16 protein-coding genes are annotated in these 18,349 nt (G+C 40.2%); 10 read left to right on the forward strand and 6 right to left on the reverse strand.

What is annotated here, in order from left to right; genetic code table 11:
- Window positions 1–4 precede the first annotated feature (4 nt).
- Window positions 5–838: a pirin family protein gene (locus tag DMZ48_RS12670; RefSeq protein ID WP_143955523.1), complete on the reverse strand. Its 834-nt coding sequence runs from the start codon at window positions 836–838 to the stop codon at window positions 5–7.
- Between the two features lie 320 nt (window positions 839–1,158).
- Between DMZ48_RS12670 and DMZ48_RS12675 the strand changes: the two genes are divergently transcribed.
- From DMZ48_RS12675 to DMZ48_RS12705, 7 genes are all read left to right on the forward strand, one after another.
- Window positions 1,159–3,612 carry a PAS domain S-box protein gene (locus DMZ48_RS12675; protein ID WP_143955524.1) on the forward strand — a complete coding sequence of 818 codons (2,454 nt, stop codon included), beginning with the start codon at window positions 1,159–1,161 and terminating at the stop codon, window positions 3,610–3,612.
- 251 nt (window positions 3,613–3,863) lie between these two features.
- Window positions 3,864–4,493 (forward strand): nitroreductase family protein, encoded by a 630-nt coding sequence (locus DMZ48_RS12680; RefSeq protein WP_143955525.1) that lies wholly within the window; start codon window positions 3,864–3,866, stop codon window positions 4,491–4,493.
- A 375-nt stretch (window positions 4,494–4,868) separates the two neighbouring features.
- Window positions 4,869–5,039, forward strand: a complete 171-nt coding sequence (locus DMZ48_RS12685; RefSeq protein WP_143955526.1) for a DUF1328 domain-containing protein — start codon at window positions 4,869–4,871, stop codon at window positions 5,037–5,039.
- A 404-nt stretch (window positions 5,040–5,443) separates the two neighbouring features.
- Window positions 5,444–6,013 (forward strand): helix-turn-helix domain-containing protein, encoded by a 570-nt coding sequence (locus tag DMZ48_RS12690; RefSeq protein ID WP_143955527.1) that lies wholly within the window; start codon window positions 5,444–5,446, stop codon window positions 6,011–6,013.
- 14 nt (window positions 6,014–6,027) lie between these two features.
- Window positions 6,028–6,474 (forward strand): response regulator, encoded by a 447-nt coding sequence (locus DMZ48_RS12695; RefSeq protein WP_143955563.1) that lies wholly within the window; start codon window positions 6,028–6,030, stop codon window positions 6,472–6,474.
- Window positions 6,475–6,757: 283 nt separating this feature from the next.
- Complete coding sequence (locus tag DMZ48_RS12700; protein WP_143955528.1) at window positions 6,758–7,765, forward strand: helix-turn-helix domain-containing protein; 1,008 nt, start codon at window positions 6,758–6,760, stop codon at window positions 7,763–7,765.
- Window positions 7,766–8,263: 498 nt separating this feature from the next.
- A complete protein-coding gene (locus DMZ48_RS12705; protein ID WP_143955529.1) occupies window positions 8,264–8,722 on the forward strand; it encodes a hypothetical protein in 459 nt (152 codons plus the stop codon).
- A 9-nt stretch (window positions 8,723–8,731) separates the two neighbouring features.
- On the opposite strand, the gene hemH is transcribed toward DMZ48_RS12705, so the two are convergent.
- Window positions 8,732–9,757 (reverse strand): ferrochelatase, encoded by a 1,026-nt coding sequence (hemH, locus tag DMZ48_RS12710; RefSeq protein WP_143955530.1) that lies wholly within the window; start codon window positions 9,755–9,757, stop codon window positions 8,732–8,734.
- Window positions 9,758–10,054: 297 nt separating this feature from the next.
- Between hemH and DMZ48_RS18635 the strand changes: the two genes are divergently transcribed.
- From DMZ48_RS18635 to DMZ48_RS12720, 3 genes are all read left to right on the forward strand, one after another.
- Window positions 10,055–10,192, forward strand: coding sequence for a hypothetical protein (locus DMZ48_RS18635; RefSeq protein ID WP_162558712.1), 138 nt, complete (start codon window positions 10,055–10,057; stop codon window positions 10,190–10,192).
- A 418-nt stretch (window positions 10,193–10,610) separates the two neighbouring features.
- On the forward strand, window positions 10,611–13,670 hold the full coding sequence (locus DMZ48_RS12715) for a beta-L-arabinofuranosidase domain-containing protein (RefSeq protein ID WP_143955531.1): 3,060 nt from the start codon (window positions 10,611–10,613) through the stop codon (window positions 13,668–13,670).
- Between the two features lie 196 nt (window positions 13,671–13,866).
- Entirely contained in the window at window positions 13,867–14,193 is a 327-nt protein-coding gene (locus DMZ48_RS12720) for a DMT family transporter (protein ID WP_143955532.1), read from the forward strand.
- Between the two features lie 42 nt (window positions 14,194–14,235).
- On the opposite strand, the gene DMZ48_RS12725 is transcribed toward DMZ48_RS12720, so the two are convergent.
- Genes DMZ48_RS12725 through DMZ48_RS12740 form a run of 4 tightly spaced genes read right to left on the reverse strand, consistent with a single transcriptional unit; the run spans window position 14,236 to window position 18,339 of the window.
- Window positions 14,236–15,204, reverse strand: a complete 969-nt coding sequence (locus DMZ48_RS12725) for a glycoside hydrolase family 43 protein (protein WP_143955533.1) — start codon at window positions 15,202–15,204, stop codon at window positions 14,236–14,238.
- Between the two features lie 24 nt (window positions 15,205–15,228).
- The gene (locus DMZ48_RS12730; RefSeq protein WP_242009195.1) at window positions 15,229–16,263 is read right to left on the reverse strand and encodes a glycoside hydrolase family 43 protein; all 1,035 of its coding nucleotides are present in this window, start codon (window positions 16,261–16,263) and stop codon (window positions 15,229–15,231) included.
- A 37-nt stretch (window positions 16,264–16,300) separates the two neighbouring features.
- The gene (locus tag DMZ48_RS12735; protein ID WP_143955534.1) at window positions 16,301–17,302 is read right to left on the reverse strand and encodes a glycoside hydrolase family 43 protein; all 1,002 of its coding nucleotides are present in this window, start codon (window positions 17,300–17,302) and stop codon (window positions 16,301–16,303) included.
- A 17-nt stretch (window positions 17,303–17,319) separates the two neighbouring features.
- Window positions 17,320–18,339, reverse strand: a complete 1,020-nt coding sequence (locus DMZ48_RS12740; protein ID WP_143955535.1) for a glycoside hydrolase family 43 protein — start codon at window positions 18,337–18,339, stop codon at window positions 17,320–17,322.
- Between the last annotated feature and the right edge of the window lie 10 nt (window positions 18,340–18,349).

The raw sequence follows: 18,349 nt of genomic DNA on the forward strand, positions 1-18,349 counted from the left end.
ATGGTTAGAATTTCCCTTCTTCATAATCCTGAAATGCCTGAACGATCTCTTCCCTCGTATTCATCACGAAGGGTCCGTGAGCGACGACCGGTTCATCAAAGGGTTTCGCATGGCCGATCAGGATTGTACTGTCGTAGGCAGCTTCAATTTTAACTTTGGTACCTTCGTTTCCAAATTCAATTAATTCTCTTTGTACAACGAGATAATCATTTACCCGAAGTCTTCCATCGGTTGTATAGAAAAAGATATTATGGTCTTCAGGAATATCAAAGGATACCGTAGCCTCTCCGCGAAGGGTGATCACTGCCAGGTGAATATCATTAAGATTATGAAAAGGCCCTTCCACACCTTTCCAGGTACCTGAAACGACCTGTATCGTATATTTCTCTTCGTGGATCAGCGGAATATCATCTTTTTGAAGTCCTTTGTACGCCGGTTCGGTCATTTTCTGAGAAGCTTTAAGATTTACCCAAAGTTGGAGGATCTCAAGTTCTCCACCTTTTTCCTTAAATTCCTCGGAAGAAATTTCTGCATGCACGAGTCCGCGACCGGCCGTCATCCATTGTACGCCTCCCGCATTGATCACACTGGCACCTCCTGAGGAATCCTGATGCATCAGATCTCCTTTCAGAATAAAAGTAACCGTTTCAAACCCCCGATGCGGATGTGGCCCAAATGGAAGACCTTGATTGTGCGGTCTGTAAACCTGATATCCATGATGGTTCAGGAATAAAAACGGATCAATCATATCGATAGATTGGGTAGGTAAGGCTCTGTAGGTTACCAGATCTGCAATCGGCGAACTAACTGCCTCGTGGATGCGTATAATATTTCTCATAATAAGGTAAAGATATAACTTATAGTATGGATATCAGAGAAGATGCAGAATAATATTCAGGTCTGGAAGCACACTTCAGCGTGACGAAATTGCCTGCCTCCTCTGTATTGCCGTTGTCGGGTATCGTTACGATCATAATGATGACGCATGTTCATGCGGTAGTGCCCCCTGGTGTCGGTGAACAAGTTTTTCATTAGCGGACAAACTACAGACTAACTGTTTGCCAAAACCTGCCTAACTGATTCCATGTGCATTGAGATTAAAGTAAAACAGATGAATTAATTTTTTGTAATTTGAAACAGCATTCTAAATCAGGATTCATGAACAAAGCGATAGTAGTACCTTTTTTGAATGGAGGAGGGGAATTAGGAGAACTCATTCGTAATAAGGATTGGGGTACTACGGCATTGGGCAGCCCTGAAACATGGCCTTCTAGTTTACAAGTTACCCTCGGGATGCTGTTACATGCCCGATTTCCCATGTTTCTTTTTTGGGGATCTGAGCTGACTTGCTTCTATAATGATGCCTATCGTAAATTCTTCGGTGATTCCGGTAAACATCCGCAGATCCTGGGAATGAATGGGGAGGAAGCATTTACGGAATCCTGGGATATCATTAGTCCGATGCTGGAAGAAGTGCAAAGGACCGGAGAAGGATTATTTCTTGAAGATCTGTTGGCGCCGGTTCAACGCAATAATCAATTAGAAGAGGGATTCTGGACCTTTGGCTATAGTCCTGTATTCGACCCCTATGGGAAGGTATGTGGTATTCTGGTGAACTGTCTTGAAACCACAGAACGGATAAAAAACCGTAAAATACTTGCGGAGAGCGAAAGACGTTTTCGATTGAGTCTGCAAAAGGCACCGGTTAGTATTATCATTGTGCGAAGTGATGACTTTACCATCGAAATGGTTAATGAAGCTTTTCTGGAGATGAGTAAAAAGCGTGAGGAAGGGGTCATAGCTAAAAAACTGTTTGAGGTTTTTCCCGATTCTAAAGAAACGATTCTTCCATTTCTTGAAAGAGTGATCGAAACCAAACAAATGGTGGAAGGTAATGATATCGAGGTGATCATTAATCGTACCGGTAAACGGGAAACCGGGTATTTTAATTTTCTATGCCAGATTCATCGCGGGGAGCGTGAGACTGATGAAAATATTATCGTTGTAATTTCGGAGGTTACTGAAAAGGTAAAAGTAAAAGAAGCGATAAAAGCAGCGGAAAACAGACTAAGATTGGCTACTGAAGCTACAAATTTAGCCACTTATGAATTGAATCTCAGGGATCGCTCTTTGATCGCATCACCTATAATCAATGATATTTTCGGCCACTCAAGGGATACCAAGATGGTCCATCAAAATCTCAGAGATCAATTACACCCGGAAGATCGGCCATCCATCGATACGTATTTTAAGGAGGCGATGAAAACGGGAAAGTATCAGTATGAATCAAGAATCATTAAGCCCAATGGTGATATTGCCTGGATCAAGACTTTTGGAGATGTCGTTTTCGATACCGATGGAGAACCCGAACGTCTTATCGGGACGATACGGGATATTACTCCGGAAAAGGAGCAGCAACAGATCATCATCGAAAATGAGAGGAAGTTCCGCTTTTTAGCCGATTCTATGCCTCATTTGATCTGGACAGCAGAACCGGATGGTACTATGAACTATTGCAACAGAACCCTGAAGTGTTATGGTGGACTCGACCCGAAATTGGATGTGAGGCAACTCGCAGGTGAATTTTTCAATATGATTCATCCGGAAGATCATTTGCGACTTGAACAACAAAGAACTTTTGCTTTGAGAACCGGCACAGAATTTTTAATGGAACACAGAATCCGCGAACATACCGGAAAGTACAGATGGTTTCTGAGTAAGGTCCATCCGCAGAAAAATCCTGACGGAACAATCGTACAATGGGTGGGGAGTAGCACAGACATACAGGAACATAAGGATTTTATGGAGGAACTGGAAAGGAAAGTAGCGGAACGGACGCAAGAATTAAGCGAAGCCAATGAGCGTCTTGAATATTCCGTTTCCGAATTGAAAAAACTCAATGATGAGCTGGAATCTTTTGCGTATGTCTCCAGCCATGACCTGCAGGAACCATTGCGAAAGATACAGATGTTCAGCTCAAGAATTTTGGGCAAGGAGCAGGATAATCTTTCGGAACAGGGACGCTACTATTTTAAACGAATGCAACTGGCAGCAAACCGGATGCAGAATCTTATTCAGGATTTATTAACCTATTCCAGAACCAATGATAAGTTATATCAATTTGAGTCGGTTTCGCTGCATCAATTACTTGAGGATGCATGTACTGAATTAAGCGAACTATTTCTTGAAAATAAGGTTGAAATTCAAGAAGGAGCAATGGTAACGGCCAGCGTAATTCCTTTTCAATTTGTACAGTTATTCAAAAACCTGTTAACCAACGCTATTAAATTCTCTAAGCCTGGAATAGCACCTTTGATCAGGATACATTGTGAAACCATACAGGGTGATCAGCTATTCGGACCGGTCGCAAACTCAAATACAACCTATTGTAAGCTGTTATTCTCTGACAATGGAATAGGTTTTAAACCGGAGCACAAGGATCAGATCTTCGAAGTATTTCGAAGGCTTCATGATCGTTCGGCTTATGAAGGTACCGGAATTGGGCTCGCTATCGTTAAAAAGATCGTCGATAATCATTCCGGCTTCATCGAAGTGGACAGTACTCCGGAAGTCGGTACGGAGTTTACCATCTATTTCCCGGCGAATCCATAAATACAACTCCGATTTTATAAGTTTAAAAAGTACACTTTTTACCTCTTTAGATGCATATGCATTAATTTTTTACTGATATGCGTTAATGCGAGTTTGGATTAATCCACAACTTTGATGGTGTCAAATTCGGACATTAAAGCCTCTTAACCTGGTCTTGGAATGGTTTATCAACCGTTCATCTTATGTTGTAAAAGTAAAACCAAAATAGCAGTAAACAGAATAATAGTAGTATCGAAGACCGAATATATCGTATGGATAGTACAATTATGGAAAGGAATGCTCAGAAGAATTTGCGAAAATGGAATATTGCTGATACAGATCACGAGATCTTCGCGCTGATCAAACAACGTTGGAGTACAAGAAAATTTAAACCGGACCTTATTCCGGAAACCGATCTGAAAAAGATATTTGAAGCAGGCCGTTGGGCGAGCAGTTATGAGAATATACAACCCTGGCGTTTCATATATGCGGTAAAAGGTTCCCCCTCCTATACCATTATTCAGGAATGTGTTCCCGATAACGATACCGAATGGGTATCAAAGGCTCCGGTTCTTGTACTTACTGTCTACAAACAACAACGCAACGATGGTAGTACTAATAACCATGCTATGCTGAACCTTGGATTATGCCTGGGCAATATGCACATACAGGCAGAATATCTGGGAATTGCCATGACACAATTATTCGATATCGATTGTGAACATGCCACAAAATCCTTTGGAGTGCCTAAAGGTTATAGCACCTATTCCGTGCTCGTTCTGGGGTATTATGGAGATTCAGAGGAAGTGATCACCAGGGAAGAACTGGAAGCGGAAGCGCTGATTCGAAAGCGATACGCTCAGACAGATTTTGTATATAAAGATGAATGGAAGACTTTTTAGCGTTGAGCTTTTAAAGTTGAAAATTGAAGTATTTTCGAAATTCTATCGTCTGAAAGTATTCAATAAAATCCTATCGGAACAGATTTATGGAGTTAGTAGGTCAGATTTACTACCGGTGATCTTTGGAAGGTATTATGAACAATGGTATGGTCATGGACTTTGGTTGGTGATTTCTTTTTGGGTTAAAAAAAACTGTAAATCAATCAATTGTAATGGAGTATTCAAATTAGATTTGAATTATAGGTTTTCGTGATGCGTTTTAATTGCACCGTTGAATGATGTGGATCCGAATCGATAATGCAGTAAGAAAGATTAACAATTGAAGCTAAAATCGTCACAGCTTATTAAGTAAAGGTTTAATCAATACAGAAAATTATGATTCGCAAAGTATTAATATTCAATGTGCTCTCTATGATCTCAGCTGTTTTTGGTTTTGGAGAGAATTCATGGCTTTTTGCTAAAATATTGTTCGTGATCTTTATCCTACTATTCTTTGTTTCCCTTTATTCAGGCTTTAGAGCGTTACCCAAACCTGTTGAGAATTGAATCCTTAACCAATCGGTATCTATGAGAAAGAATTTTAAAAGCAGAAATAGACGAATTTGATTTGTTTTGCTAAAAACAGGTGGTCCGGCTTTCAACTTCAACCCATTGGTTTACCCGTTTTGAAATCCGCAATAATGGTTGGATCACCTGATTTTTAATATTCTTCTTTTCCTAATATAACTCAAAATCAACATAAATTATCAACGGCTAAACCTATTCATTGAAATGGAAGGTCAAGACCGTGATTGATTTTATGTTTAACCCATAAAATCTTATTTTAAATGTTTATAAATTACATAAATTCAATGGTTTTTAACAGAATTGACCATTGTGAAAAATGAAAAAAAAGAGCATATTTGTTTATTAACCGCAGCGTTATCAAACACTGCTGCAACCGGGGCTGAATGAAATTTTACGTTAAATATGATCTTGAATTCATTTGTAATAATCTGCTAAGACGTGGGCTTGATGATCTCGATCTGAATTATCATATTCTTGATAGTGGAGCGATAACAATAGATGAAAATTTCTCGGAGATACGCACGGAAGAAATCAGAAAGAAATTACAGGCCATCGGGATATCGATTCTGCAGGATCCTAAAGAAATGCTTGTACAGCAAATTAAAGATACCATTACTGAAATGCTGGAGAATAGTGAAAGGTCAGGCCAGCTTAAGGTTTCTTCATACCTTACTGAAAAACTTCCATATTCCTATAGTTACCTTTCGGCTTTGTTTTCAGAGATCACACATACTTCCATAGAGAACTTCGTGATCCTTAAAAAGATAGATATTGCAAAGACTATGTTGACGGAAGCGGAACTTACCCTGACCGAAGTAGCCTATCAACTTAATTACAGCAGTGTTTCCCATTTGTCCTATCAGTTTAAGAAGACAACCGGTTTAACACCTTCTCAATTTCAGAATATTATCAGACAAAGAGGAGTCAGTAATAACATACCGGATAGAAACTGAATCATAAACAGATGATGAGGTCAAAGTTATTACATATTGCACTGGTCGATGATGATGAAGATGATCGATTTGTTTTCCGGGAAGCCATCGGAGAGATCGATATTCATACAAAACTATCATTGTTTGATAACGGGCAGGAACTGATGGATTTTCTGGCGCTACCCAATATAATACTGCCAGAGCTTATCTTTTTAGACCTTAATATGCCGATAAAGAACGGGATCACCTGTCTTAGGGAAATACGTTCAAATCCTAGGTTTAAGAATGTGATCATCGCAATATATTCTACTTCTTCATCAGAAAAGGATATTGAACAGACCTTTATACATGGGGCAAACATCTATATCAATAAGCCCAATGATTTTGATGATCTTAGGAATGCCTTACAAAAGGTATTGACCTTAAACTGGCAGTATGCCAATTCCAATTTGAATAAACAGAATTTTCTATTGAAGCTCTGAGCGAAACCAATATTCGCCATTTATATTGTAAACCGTTGTTTCAGATTACTATAGCACCATTCTTAGTAAACCCTACTTATAAATCCAATAAACCATCATTTTTTCAATGTTCAATGAAATTTTATAAGGCATTTATAAAATTGTATAACATGTCCCCTGTGATGGTTCACGAAATTTACTAAACCCTGCTGCTATGCCAAATTGATACGGAAGTCTGGAATTATTCTCTTTTAAGAAAATGATCCGATTATCGGCATTTAGTAACTAACAAGGAAAACAAATCATGGTAAATATAGTGATCAATAACGCTGGTGTTGAGAATCTTTTTTATAGTCTCCATCAGCAATTAGGTGGGAGCATTTCGAAAGATCACCGGGAATTAAGACTTGATTTCGATCATAATGGTATGAATGGATATGTACGCGGAATAATAGGTGAGGGGGGACTTTCCTTCTTTGATTTTAACTTTACGTCCAGTCAACCAATATCGATCGGTGACCTCCTGACCAGAGATAATGTTATCTATTTTCTTTATAGCTTAAAGGGAGAGATTGTCTATAGCGCAGAAAACGAAGCGTCCAGGATCATTGAACCCTACCAAACCACCATACTTTCTTCCAAAAAATGTACAAGTCATAAAATTGAACTCAATACACCGGGAGCATTTCGTTATACGCTAATTGTAGCAGATGTTTCGGGTGCTGATCCTTTAAATTCGGAAATGAGAGACTTGTTTCTGCCAGGCGTTCAGGAAAGCAACTATCTCTATATTGGGTCGTATAATGTGAAAATTGCGGAAGCAATAGGTCGCTTACAGGAAGTTACAACTTCAGGCATGGTCAGAGACCTTATGACCGAAGGTATCATCCGCGTAATTCTGGCAATGGAACTGGAACAACATTCTGAAGATCTGAACCATGCTGAAAAACGCAACAGTTCATTATTAACGAAAGAGTTGGATATTTTGAGAAATATTTCGAGACAGATCAAAGAAAGTCCTGAAAAACCTTATTCTATTAAATTTATATGCGAAGGAACCGGCTTATCTCCTGCAAAACTTCAGCACGGATTCAAGTTACTTCATGATCGCACTGTTACAGAATATATACGAGGAATTCGATTAGAATCAGCCGAGTATCTCATCAAAACCTCTGATCTGAATATTTCAGAGATCGTGTATTCAGTTGGCTTTACAAGCCGAAGTTATTTCTCTAAGATCTTTAAGGAAAAATATAATTGCAGCCCAAAACAATATCAGGAAAACCAATCTTTTTTGGCGATTACTGCATAATCGAAAATTGAACATTTCTAACACTTTAGATTTTAGGTTACCGGTTATATGTTGTGATAAATTCCGATCGGCGTGGATCGGAATTTTTCTTTTACAGCAATTGGTGAAAAGCTGAAAAACCCGACCACTTTGGTGATCGGGTTTTTTCAAAAAACAACCTAACTAATTCGATTAAACAAATTCCGTATTTATAACACGGATACTATTTATTTATTCACCGAAGAGCCAACGTATTGTTGGACTCTAAAACCTGATATGAAAGTACGATATGAAATATAAATCCATTAACCCGTATGCATCAATTCTTAACGGATTTGTGAGAATTCTATTTTGATTGCTCTGATTTGAGTTTTGATTCCGGAGCTTCTAAAGTGAAAAATAAATTCTAATGGATTGAAAATGAGTGCTTTTGGGTCGATAATGATGAAGTTGTATGATTAAAAATCAGTAACTTAGGATGTTATTTTAATGTCAACCTAACATAATAAACCATTTACAATGAAAACTAAATTATCAATCTGTATCCTGATTATGGTATTACTGATATGTATAGCCTGTAATCAGTCAAAAAAGGAAGCTGAGAATGATGTGCAAACAGTGTATTCTGAAACGGTCATGAGCAAAGAGACTCCGGAAAGAATGAAAATCGATCCTGACCTGGACCCATTAAGGGTGGCAAAAGATTATATTACGGTCATTAAGGATACCCTGGATATGGTAATGTATAAAGGAGTTTTAAAACCCGGAGACAGCATGGCACTCCATCAGCATTTGGATCATACGGTTTATGTAGTCAAAGGAGGAAAGATGTTGCTCGGTATACAAGGTGAGGAACCAAAGGTTTATGAATTTCCGGATGGATCAGGACTCATTTCAGGGCCAATTTCAGACTGGTGTAAGAATGTGGGCGATAGCGATATTGAAATGATTGTAACTGAGATCTATCGCCCGAGATGATTTTGGCAACTATAGTCGTTCCATCAACATCTGATATACCCCTTCAACCCAAATCTCACTGTCATTCAGGCTTTCGGTATAGTTGAATTGTTCTCCCCCGTGTTCCAGAAAAAGTTCACGATATTCTTCACCGATCTCCAGGGTGGTCTCAAGGCAATCGGCTACAAAGGAAGGGGAAACGACCAGTAATTTCTTTATTCCCATTTTCGTAAGACCGATGATAGATTCATCCGTATAAGGCTGTATCCAGGGATCTTTTCCCAATCGACTTTGGAAGGAAGTGGAAAAGTTGGAAATCCCGAGTTTCGCTGCGATCAGCTCGCTGGTTCTGAAACAGGCAGAACGATAACAATAGGGTTTGTTCTTTGCTTTGATCTGACATTCACAAGCCGGAAATCCGCATTGCTTATTATTTTCTTTCTGAATGTTATACAAATGCCTTTCCGGAATTCCGTGGTAACTGAAAAGCACATGATCGGGTTTTAGTTTTAGAATATCATTACCTGTTTTTTCTGCAAATGCATCGATATATTCCTTTTTGTCGTGGTAATAATTGATCATTTCGATGCTGGGTATCACAGTCCATTGCGAAACCAGTCGCATTACCTCCTCAGCGACAGAGCCTGTTGTTGCAGAGGCATATTGCGGAAACAGGGGAAATACGATGATCTTGTCTACATTTTGCTTTCGAAGATTATTCAGCGCTTTTTCGATAGAAGGATTCTGGTATCGCATGGCGAGTTGCACAGAAGTTTTAGTGCCCTGTTGATTGAAGCGATTTTTTAATTTCAGGGCTAAAGACTTTCCATAAACCAATAGGGGAGATCCTTCATCCATCCAAAGTTTTTTATATTCACGGGCAACTTTAACCGATCTGAAAGGAACGATAATCCCTTTTACCAATAAGGTTCGTTTGATATAAGGAATATCGATTACCCTTCCATCCATTAAGAATTCGGTCAGGTACTTTTTTACATCGCTTACGGAAGGACTGTCGGGAGTCCCCAGATTAACCAATAATATTCCGGTTTTCATTTTACAGTATTTATCATTCTCCGGTTGCAAATAACGGTTGTATTTTAAGTTAAAATGAAGAAGTTAAATTGATATTTCTTACGCTGATATCGGAAAAATATATGGTAGAATCTGCATCTGTATACTTAGATTTTTAAGATATGGAGTATCGTGCAGAAACCTGTATTTTACCGTTAAATGATACGCTCAGGGTTATATGATATGACCGGAGTTCGGTGTAGGAAATGTGGCATAGTGTTTGCAACCAATAAGATACAAACCTTAAAGGGGGTGTAATGATTGATAAAAAGCAAGGATTTGAAAATATTTATATTCCTTTTCCCGTCCCTATTCAGCGCTATAGATACAATACTAGCCGGGGAAACTTCAACAGTAGTGAACGATTTTGAGATCACCATTAATGAGCCTGGAGTCTGGTTCATCAATTTTAGATAATAGGATTTAAATTTGTCCCTGACTTTCTATATATAAATGAAGAGCCGCATATGTTAAAGCGGCTCTTTTACTTTATAAAATCACAGTAAATGAGTGCGATGTTGTTCGAAGAGGAAGCATCGCTAAAGGACAGGCTCGATTTACGATCATCACCAACATTAATATAGCTTGTTTACGACTTAACATGGATTTCAGGGTTAATATCCTACCACAATCAGCTAATTATCGCTGATAGCACTTGAGAGTTTATCTATAATTTTAACATCGGTTCCAAATGTGAATTTTTAATTAACCCGTGAATCTGACTCCGTGTAGTTGCTTTATATTGTGGCAGGGTGTTGAAATTAAGCCATTTGAAACCGCAGAAAATAATACCAAAAACCAATTGAATTAATAAAATTCGAGTAAAGATTAAACTATGAGAACAGGTAAATTATTGATCATATTGACGCTGTTTATGTATGCTTTTGGAAATTCTTCTCTAAGCGCTCAGGATGGCGATCAGATATTGGACGGAATTGGCGAAACGGGATTGATCGCCCGATATGTCTTTGACGGAGATACCAAAGACTGGTCCCGAAATAATTTACATGCAGTTTTTACCGGAGGAAAAGCAGTTTTTGCCAACGATGAAAAGTTTGGAAAAGTACTGGTTATTCCATCGGAGGGTAAAACCTTCGTCAAGGTGCCCGGGGAGTCCCTGATCAATGAAGAATCGGTTAGTATTACGGGTTGGGTGAAATTAAGTGCTGTGGAATCAGGCCAAAAGATCCTCGACCTTGGTAAAGGGTCGGATGCTCATTTCTATCTTTCTCCGGAAGGAGGAGGAGATAAAGGCGGTTTTCAGGCTGTTATGATTACCGAAGGAAAAAAATCCTTTGAAATCAATTCAGAGCAACAGGTAAAATCCGATGAATGGTTTCATTTTACGATCGTAGTTGATGTACCGTCTAAAGTCTTTACCACATTCATCAATGGTGAGAAGATCGGAAAAGCTGAAGCTATGGATATAGAACTCAGTGAACTCTTTTCCGGCGATGGGGCAGATAATATAATTCATTTCGGAAATTCTATAGCAGGAGACGGGACACCCATAGCTGGAAATTACCATGATTTTCGAATCTACAGAATACCATTGAATGAAAAACAGGTAAAAAGAATTTATTATAAGGCACTCCGCGGAGGAGAAGGTTCCGTACATGTACGAGAAAGACCGGCAGATGTATTGCCGCAATTCCCGGCAGATAATCCTCAATTATACAACGAATACCTTACTGGAGTTGCTGATATTACTGTAGAAACGGAAGTCGGTTCTTTACCGAGGTTACCTCGTTTGGTTCCGGGTACTTATAAAAACGGTATTAAAGGTCCTGAGGTACGTGTTTTATGGCCTGCTCCGGCTGACAATGCTACCGTTTTGAATCCGGGAACCTTTGTAGTGACCGGTACAGTTTCCGGAACTGATCTGAAGCCAAAGGCAACGGTAATCGTAAAATCAGGAAAAGCAGCAAAAACACCGGAAGAGAATCTTGAAGTTTTCGCACTTGATCAGGTTTCCCTGAATGTGGATCAGGAAGGTCACAATACAAAATTCATTGAGAATAGAAATAAGTTCATCGATACACTGGCGACTACGAATCCTGACTCCTTCCTGTATATGTTCCGAAATGCATTCGGGCAGCCTCAACCGGAAGGTGCTAAACCACTGGGAGTTTGGGATAGTCAGGAAACAAAATTACGCGGACATGCAACCGGACATTATTTAACCGCAATCGCACAGGCCTATGCCAGTACCGGATATGATAAAGCCCTGCAAGCTAAATTTGCTGATAAAATGGACTATATGGTGAATACCCTCTATGATCTGTCTCGTTTATCAGGACATCCGAAAGATCAAGGAGGGGTATATGTTGCAGATCCTATAGCCGTTCCTCCGGGACCGGGGAAGGATACCTACAACTCTGATCTCACAGAATCGGGCATTCGTACCGATTACTGGAACTGGGGAGAAGGGTTTATCAGTGCTTATCCGCCGGATCAATTTATCATGTTGGAGAAAGGAGCAACCTATGGTACGGATGTATCAAAGATCTGGGCTCCCTATTATACGCTACATAAGATTCTCGCAGGATTGATGGATATCTATGAGGTAAGCGGCAATGAGAAAGCGCTGGAAATATCAAAAGGTATGGGAGATTGGGTCTATGCCCGTCTGAGCCAGGTGCCTACAGCAACACTAATCGAAATGTGGAACCGTTATATCGCAGGAGAGTTCGGAGGGATGAATGAGGCCATGGCAAGATTGTACCGAATAACCGGCGAAGCTAAATATCTTGAAGTTGCCCGACTTTTCGATAATATCAAGGTGTTTTTCGGTGATGCATCACATTCACATGGTCTGGCTAAGAATGTTGATCTTTTCCGAGGACTGCATGCGAATCAGCATATCCCTCAGATTATTGGGGCTTTAGAGATCTACAGAGATTCCGATTCACCGGAATATTATCACGTTGCTGATAATTTCTGGTATAAGGCTAAAAATGATTATATGTATAGTATCGGGGGCGTTGCCGGAGCACGAAACCCTGCTAATGCAGAATGTTTTATAGGTCAGCCTGCGACGCTCTATGAAAACGGATTTTCCGAAGGCGGACAAAATGAAACCTGTGCTACCTATAACATGCTGAAGCTTACAAAGAATCTTTTCCTGTTCGACCAGCGTCCCGAATATATGGATTATTACGAACGCGGACTTTATAACCATATTCTAGCTTCCGTAGCTGAAGATAGTCCGGCGAATACTTATCACGTTCCTTTAAGACCCGGTTCTGTAAAACATTTCGGGAATCCGAATATGACAGGATTTACGTGTTGTAATGGTACAGCACTTGAAAGCAGTACAAAACTTCAGAATTCCATATATTTCAAGAGTAATGATGATAAAGCACTTTATGTAAATCTCTTTATCCCTTCAACACTGAACTGGACAGAAAAGAATATTGTAGTAGAACAGGAAACCGCATTTCCAAAAGTGGATATTACTAATTTTACGATTCATGGAAAAGGGAAGTTTGATTTCAAAGTTCGTGTTCCGCAATGGGCTAAAGTTGGTTATACAGTGAAGATCAATGGAAAAGAAGAAAAGGTCAATGCAACCCCGGGTAGCTATGTAACTCTCAGTCGTAAATGGAAAGACGGTGATCGTATCGAGATCAAAATGCCATTCCAATTTCATTTAGATCCGGTAATGGATCAGCAAAATATTGCGAGCTTGTTCTACGGCCCTATATTATTGGTGGCCCAGGAATCAGAACCACGTACAGATTGGAGAAAAATTACACTGGATGCCGATGACCTTGGCAGTACTATCAAAGGAGATCCTAAAAAGCTTGAATTTACTATTGATGGAGTGGTGTATAAACCCTTCTATGAAACCTACGGGCGACATTCAGTATATCTGGATGTAACTCTCGAATAGACTTAAATTTTAGACTACAGTTGATTAAATTTAAACCGGATCTCTCTGAATTGAGCAACAGAAAGATCCGGTTTTTTACGTTTAGTCGTAAGCTTTCTTTATTGATTTAAGTTAGTTAAAACGGCTATTTTTGCCGATATTTGATCTTGGAAAACAAAGGGGAGCGTTAGCGTTCCTTTTTTTTATTTAAAGAATTATGAACTGGATTTTATTGGTCATCGCTGGCCTTTTCGAAGTGGTCTTTGCATTTTGTCTGGGGAAAGCAAAGGAAATTGATACTGAGGTCAAGTATCTTTGGTATGGTGGTTTTTTAGTTGCGCTGATCATCAGTATGGGACTCCTGATTAAGGCAACTCAAAGTTTGCCGATCGGTACGGCCTATGCGGTTTGGACAGGTATTGGCGCAGTAGGTACTGTTTTGATCGGGATTCTGGTTTTTAAAGAACCGGCAACCTTCTGGAGAATCTTCTTCATCACCACTTTGATCAGTTCGATTATCGGGCTTAAGGTTGTTTCACATTGATTTTTGGAGTTGAAAGCTTTTAGTGCGCAGCAGACGAAAAGCTTATTCTGCTCCGGAAATTTTCATCCAGATCACTTCTTCATTTTTCTTGAATAATTTTTTGCCTTTGAATTCAAGTCTGGTTAAGGCGGATTTTCTGGGGTGTACTTCTTTACTTGAAAGATGGGTATGAAACACATAGTAAAGTTGTCCGTCTGTGCCGATGATGAGGTCACCGTGTCCGCTCCCATTTTCTCCAGTGTTTTTCAAAGAGATGATCGGGCTGTCTTTTGCTTTTTTCCAGGGTCCTGTGGGACTCTTACTGGTAGCATACCCTACGGCATAATCGGGGTTCCTGTAATCGTTAGCAGAATATAGCAGGTAATAGGTTCCGCTGTGTTTGAAAACAGTAGGCCCTTCTGCTACGGTCCATTCAACCTTTTGTGTGTCTTCCCAGTCTTTTTCTGAATAGATGCATTCTTTGAGTGTTTCAGGTTTTATAGCGGTAAGGTCTGAGGTCATTTCCGCGACAAAAATTCGGTTCCCGTCCTGAAGTCTTACGTGATATAGGTATGGTTTTCCCTCATCAAAGAAGATGAATGGGTCAATCTGTCGAACAGGAGCCTCCAGGTCTTTTCCATCATTTCTAAAGGGACCTAGCGGACTATCACTGGTTGCTATAGCAATGTGTTCATCGGCTGTATAGGCCATGTAGTATCGGTTGTTATGTTTAAAGATCTGTGGTGCCCAGAAACCTTTAGTGCCAAAGGCATCCCCTTTTATCAATGCATATCCTTCGGTAGCGCCTGCCGGTCCGGACCAATCTTTGAGGTTTTTTGAAGTGTATACAAGAAAGCCCTCACCCTTGATGCGGGGATCTCCTTTTGTACCATAGAGATAATAGGTGTCATTGTCTTTAAAAATGGTTGGATCTGCCAGGTAGATCTGATCATTTTCCAAACCCTGACCAGATACTAAGTTACTGTTCAGGGTTAGTAATACTGCAAATAGTAAGAGGCTGAAATGTTTCATGATTCTAATTGATTTGATCGATGTTTATTTTTGAGATGGAATCTTTAACACGGTATCTTCAGAGACCGGGATGCCAAGATCAGGTGTGCCATCGGCATTCCATCCTATCTTTTGCATTCTTGGTGACCTTTTTCCACCACAACCGTCACCGGGGTTTGAATTCGCATGATAGAGTATCCAGTCTTCTGTCCCATCCGGAGATTTAAAGAATGAATTATGTCCCGGCGCATATACCCCGTTTTCAACGGATCTTTTAAAGATCGGTTGCTCATGTTTTTTCCAGGAAGCAGGATCCAGCAAATCGGTACCTGTGAACTCAAGAAGTCCCAGAGAGTAATATTCTGTCCAGCATCCGTTGGCGGAATAAACGATGAAGATCTTTCCATTGTGTTCGAGATATTGTGGACCTTCATTTACGTTGACGTGTGGAGGATTGATTTCATCATCAAGGTCACCCTGCTTTTCCCAGATATGATAAGGTTGTGAAATAAGAACTCTGTTATTATCGATGGTCCATGGGTTCTTCATTTTGGCAATATAGATGTTCTGTTGACCGTTGGTATGTCCTTCCCATCCGGACCAGATCATGAAAAGTTCATTCCGGTATTCAAAAACATTTCCATCGATGGCCCAGCGATCGGGTTTTGCAGCTATCTTGCCTTTGAATTCCCAGGTTCCTTTAAACGGATCTTCTGAACGGTTTTCCAAAACGTACATTCTGTGGTTGTTGTTGTCTCCGTCATCAGCGGCAAAATAGACATACCATTTTCCATCGATGATGTGAAATTCCGGAGCCCAAATCTCTTTGGAATACATCGTATTTTCCGGGGGTGTCCAGATGGTCACATGTTCAGCATTAGAAATATCTGCAAGATTTTTGGTCTTCCAAAGCACCAGTCTGTTTTGAAGGGTATTAGTGTAATAGTAATATCCGTTGTAGTAAGTGCTATAGGGGTCTGCTCCCGAAGGAAGTATCGGATTTTTAAAGGTATCCGATTGTGCAAAAGCCATTGTGGTTAACAGGCAGAAAACCATGATTAAAGAAAATAAATCCTTCATATTGTATAAACTAGCTAAATTTTAAATCTCAATAGTATTAATTAATAATCCTGTTCAAGGGTAGAAAGGATTCATCTTTTACCGTTATCCCGTCTGAATTTAATTCGATTTCCACGATTCCTGAAATTCTTGGAAATACCGAATTTTTGGAATAGTGAGTATGCAATACGTAATGCATGTTCATATCATTATCCCAGAACAGATCTCCATGTCCGGTACCGCTTTCACCGATCTTGTCACCATGAATGATCGGATCGTTCTCCGCCTTTGTCCAGGGTCCGTAAGGACTCATACTCGTGGCGTATCCTACAGCATAATCCGGATTTCTGAAATCATTGGCGGAATAGAGCAGGTAATAGGTGTTATCCCGTTTAAAAACCGTTGGACCCTCTGCAACCGGCCATTCTGAACCGGCAGTATTTTCCCAGGGTTCTTCTGCCGCCAGCACCTCGGTAAGTGTTTCTTCCTTGATAGATTGCAGATCTTCATTCAATTCAGCGACGAATATTTTATTTCCGTTCTCAAATCTTACGTGATAAAGATATTTTTTTCCATCATCGTCAAAAAATATAAACGGATCGATCTGACTGATGGTATTATCGATCGGAGTCCCACTATTAGTGAATGGCCCCAATGGGGAAGTGCTTGTTGCAAGGGCAATCTTTTCGTTAGCGGTATAGGCCATATAAAAGACGTTATTATATCGAAATACCTGGGGAGCCCAGAAGCCATCAGTACCGAAAGCACTGGCTTCTCTTAAAGCAAAACCATCGGCATTTCCGGCAGGTCCATTCCATTCTGTCAGATCCTCCGAAGTAAACACAAGGAATCCTTTTCCGTACTTCTCCAGATTTCCCTGAGATGTACCATAGAGGTAATAAATGCCATTATAATTCAGCATTGTTGGGTCGGCGAGGTAAAGGTGTTCGCTCCCGGCCTCCTCAGGGAATTGTTCATCCTGATTGCCTGAACTATCACTTGCACAACTGATCACTAAAAATGCAAAAAATATAAAAATTGTTTGTTTCAAATCCTTCATAGTTACGGATCGGTGGTTTATCTGGAAATCCCGAATTTTTTAACGAGAGCATCATATTCCTCAGCGGAGATTGTGATCATGCACCCATGTCTAACCTGTTTAGGTAAACTGTATTTATCCCAGTCGCTGAAAAAGGTATAGCCAGAGGCCTGATACCAGGGACCGTTAAGATTATCCGCTATGGAAAGTCCGTAGGATACCCCCGGATATTGCTCATAATACATATACCAGATCTTTCCGTCAGGAGAGGGGATCAACGTTGGAGCCTCTCTGAAATTTGGACTGATCGGGTCTTCAGGAAGCGAATAAGGACCAGTTAAGGAACCTGATCTTGCGATTCGAATGGTTTTCCCGGTCGGCCAGTACAAGGTAGGATAGGTCTCATCTTTCAGGATCGCATAATAGCTATCCCCGACCTTTCGGATGATCACATCGATCGTCCCGAAATCCCAGTCAAAGAGACGTTTTGGTGGACCTTCAAATGATTTGAGATCTTTGGAGAAAACATAGAGTGTACGCTGACTTGCCCAGTATCTTTCCGGATCTTCCTTACTTCCCTCCTGATGTGGGGTATGCCAGGTCATCATGAATCTCGCGGAAGCTTCATCGTAGAATAATTTAGGAGCACCGATTCGTTGTAGTGCTTCGCTATATCCGGGAGTTGCTTTAAGATCAGGCGTATATACCGAATGTTTTTTCCAGCTGATAAGGTCTTCTGAGACCCATATGTTGATATCAGGCGAAGCATCACTCGCATTTCCGGCGATATAATAGTTTCCGTCAGGCCCTTTTACGATATCCGGATGACCGTGATATGCTTCGAATACTCGCTCTCCGTCATTCAGATTTTGCCAGTGGAGTCCGTCCTTGCTTACGGAATAATACAGACTGCCATAATCTTCATGGGTCATATGGGCAAATAGGTATGCCTCATTTTCAGGCTTTTCACCAGATGGCACTTGACCCGGAGGATCCGGTTGTTGTGCCATCATGGTTGAAAATCCAAGTGTAAAAAACAAAATTTTTAATGCTTTCATGTGTCTCTCA

Source organism: Robertkochia solimangrovi (assembly GCF_007279655.1).
GTDB classification, from domain to species: Bacteria; Bacteroidota; Bacteroidia; order Flavobacteriales; family Flavobacteriaceae; genus Robertkochia; species Robertkochia solimangrovi.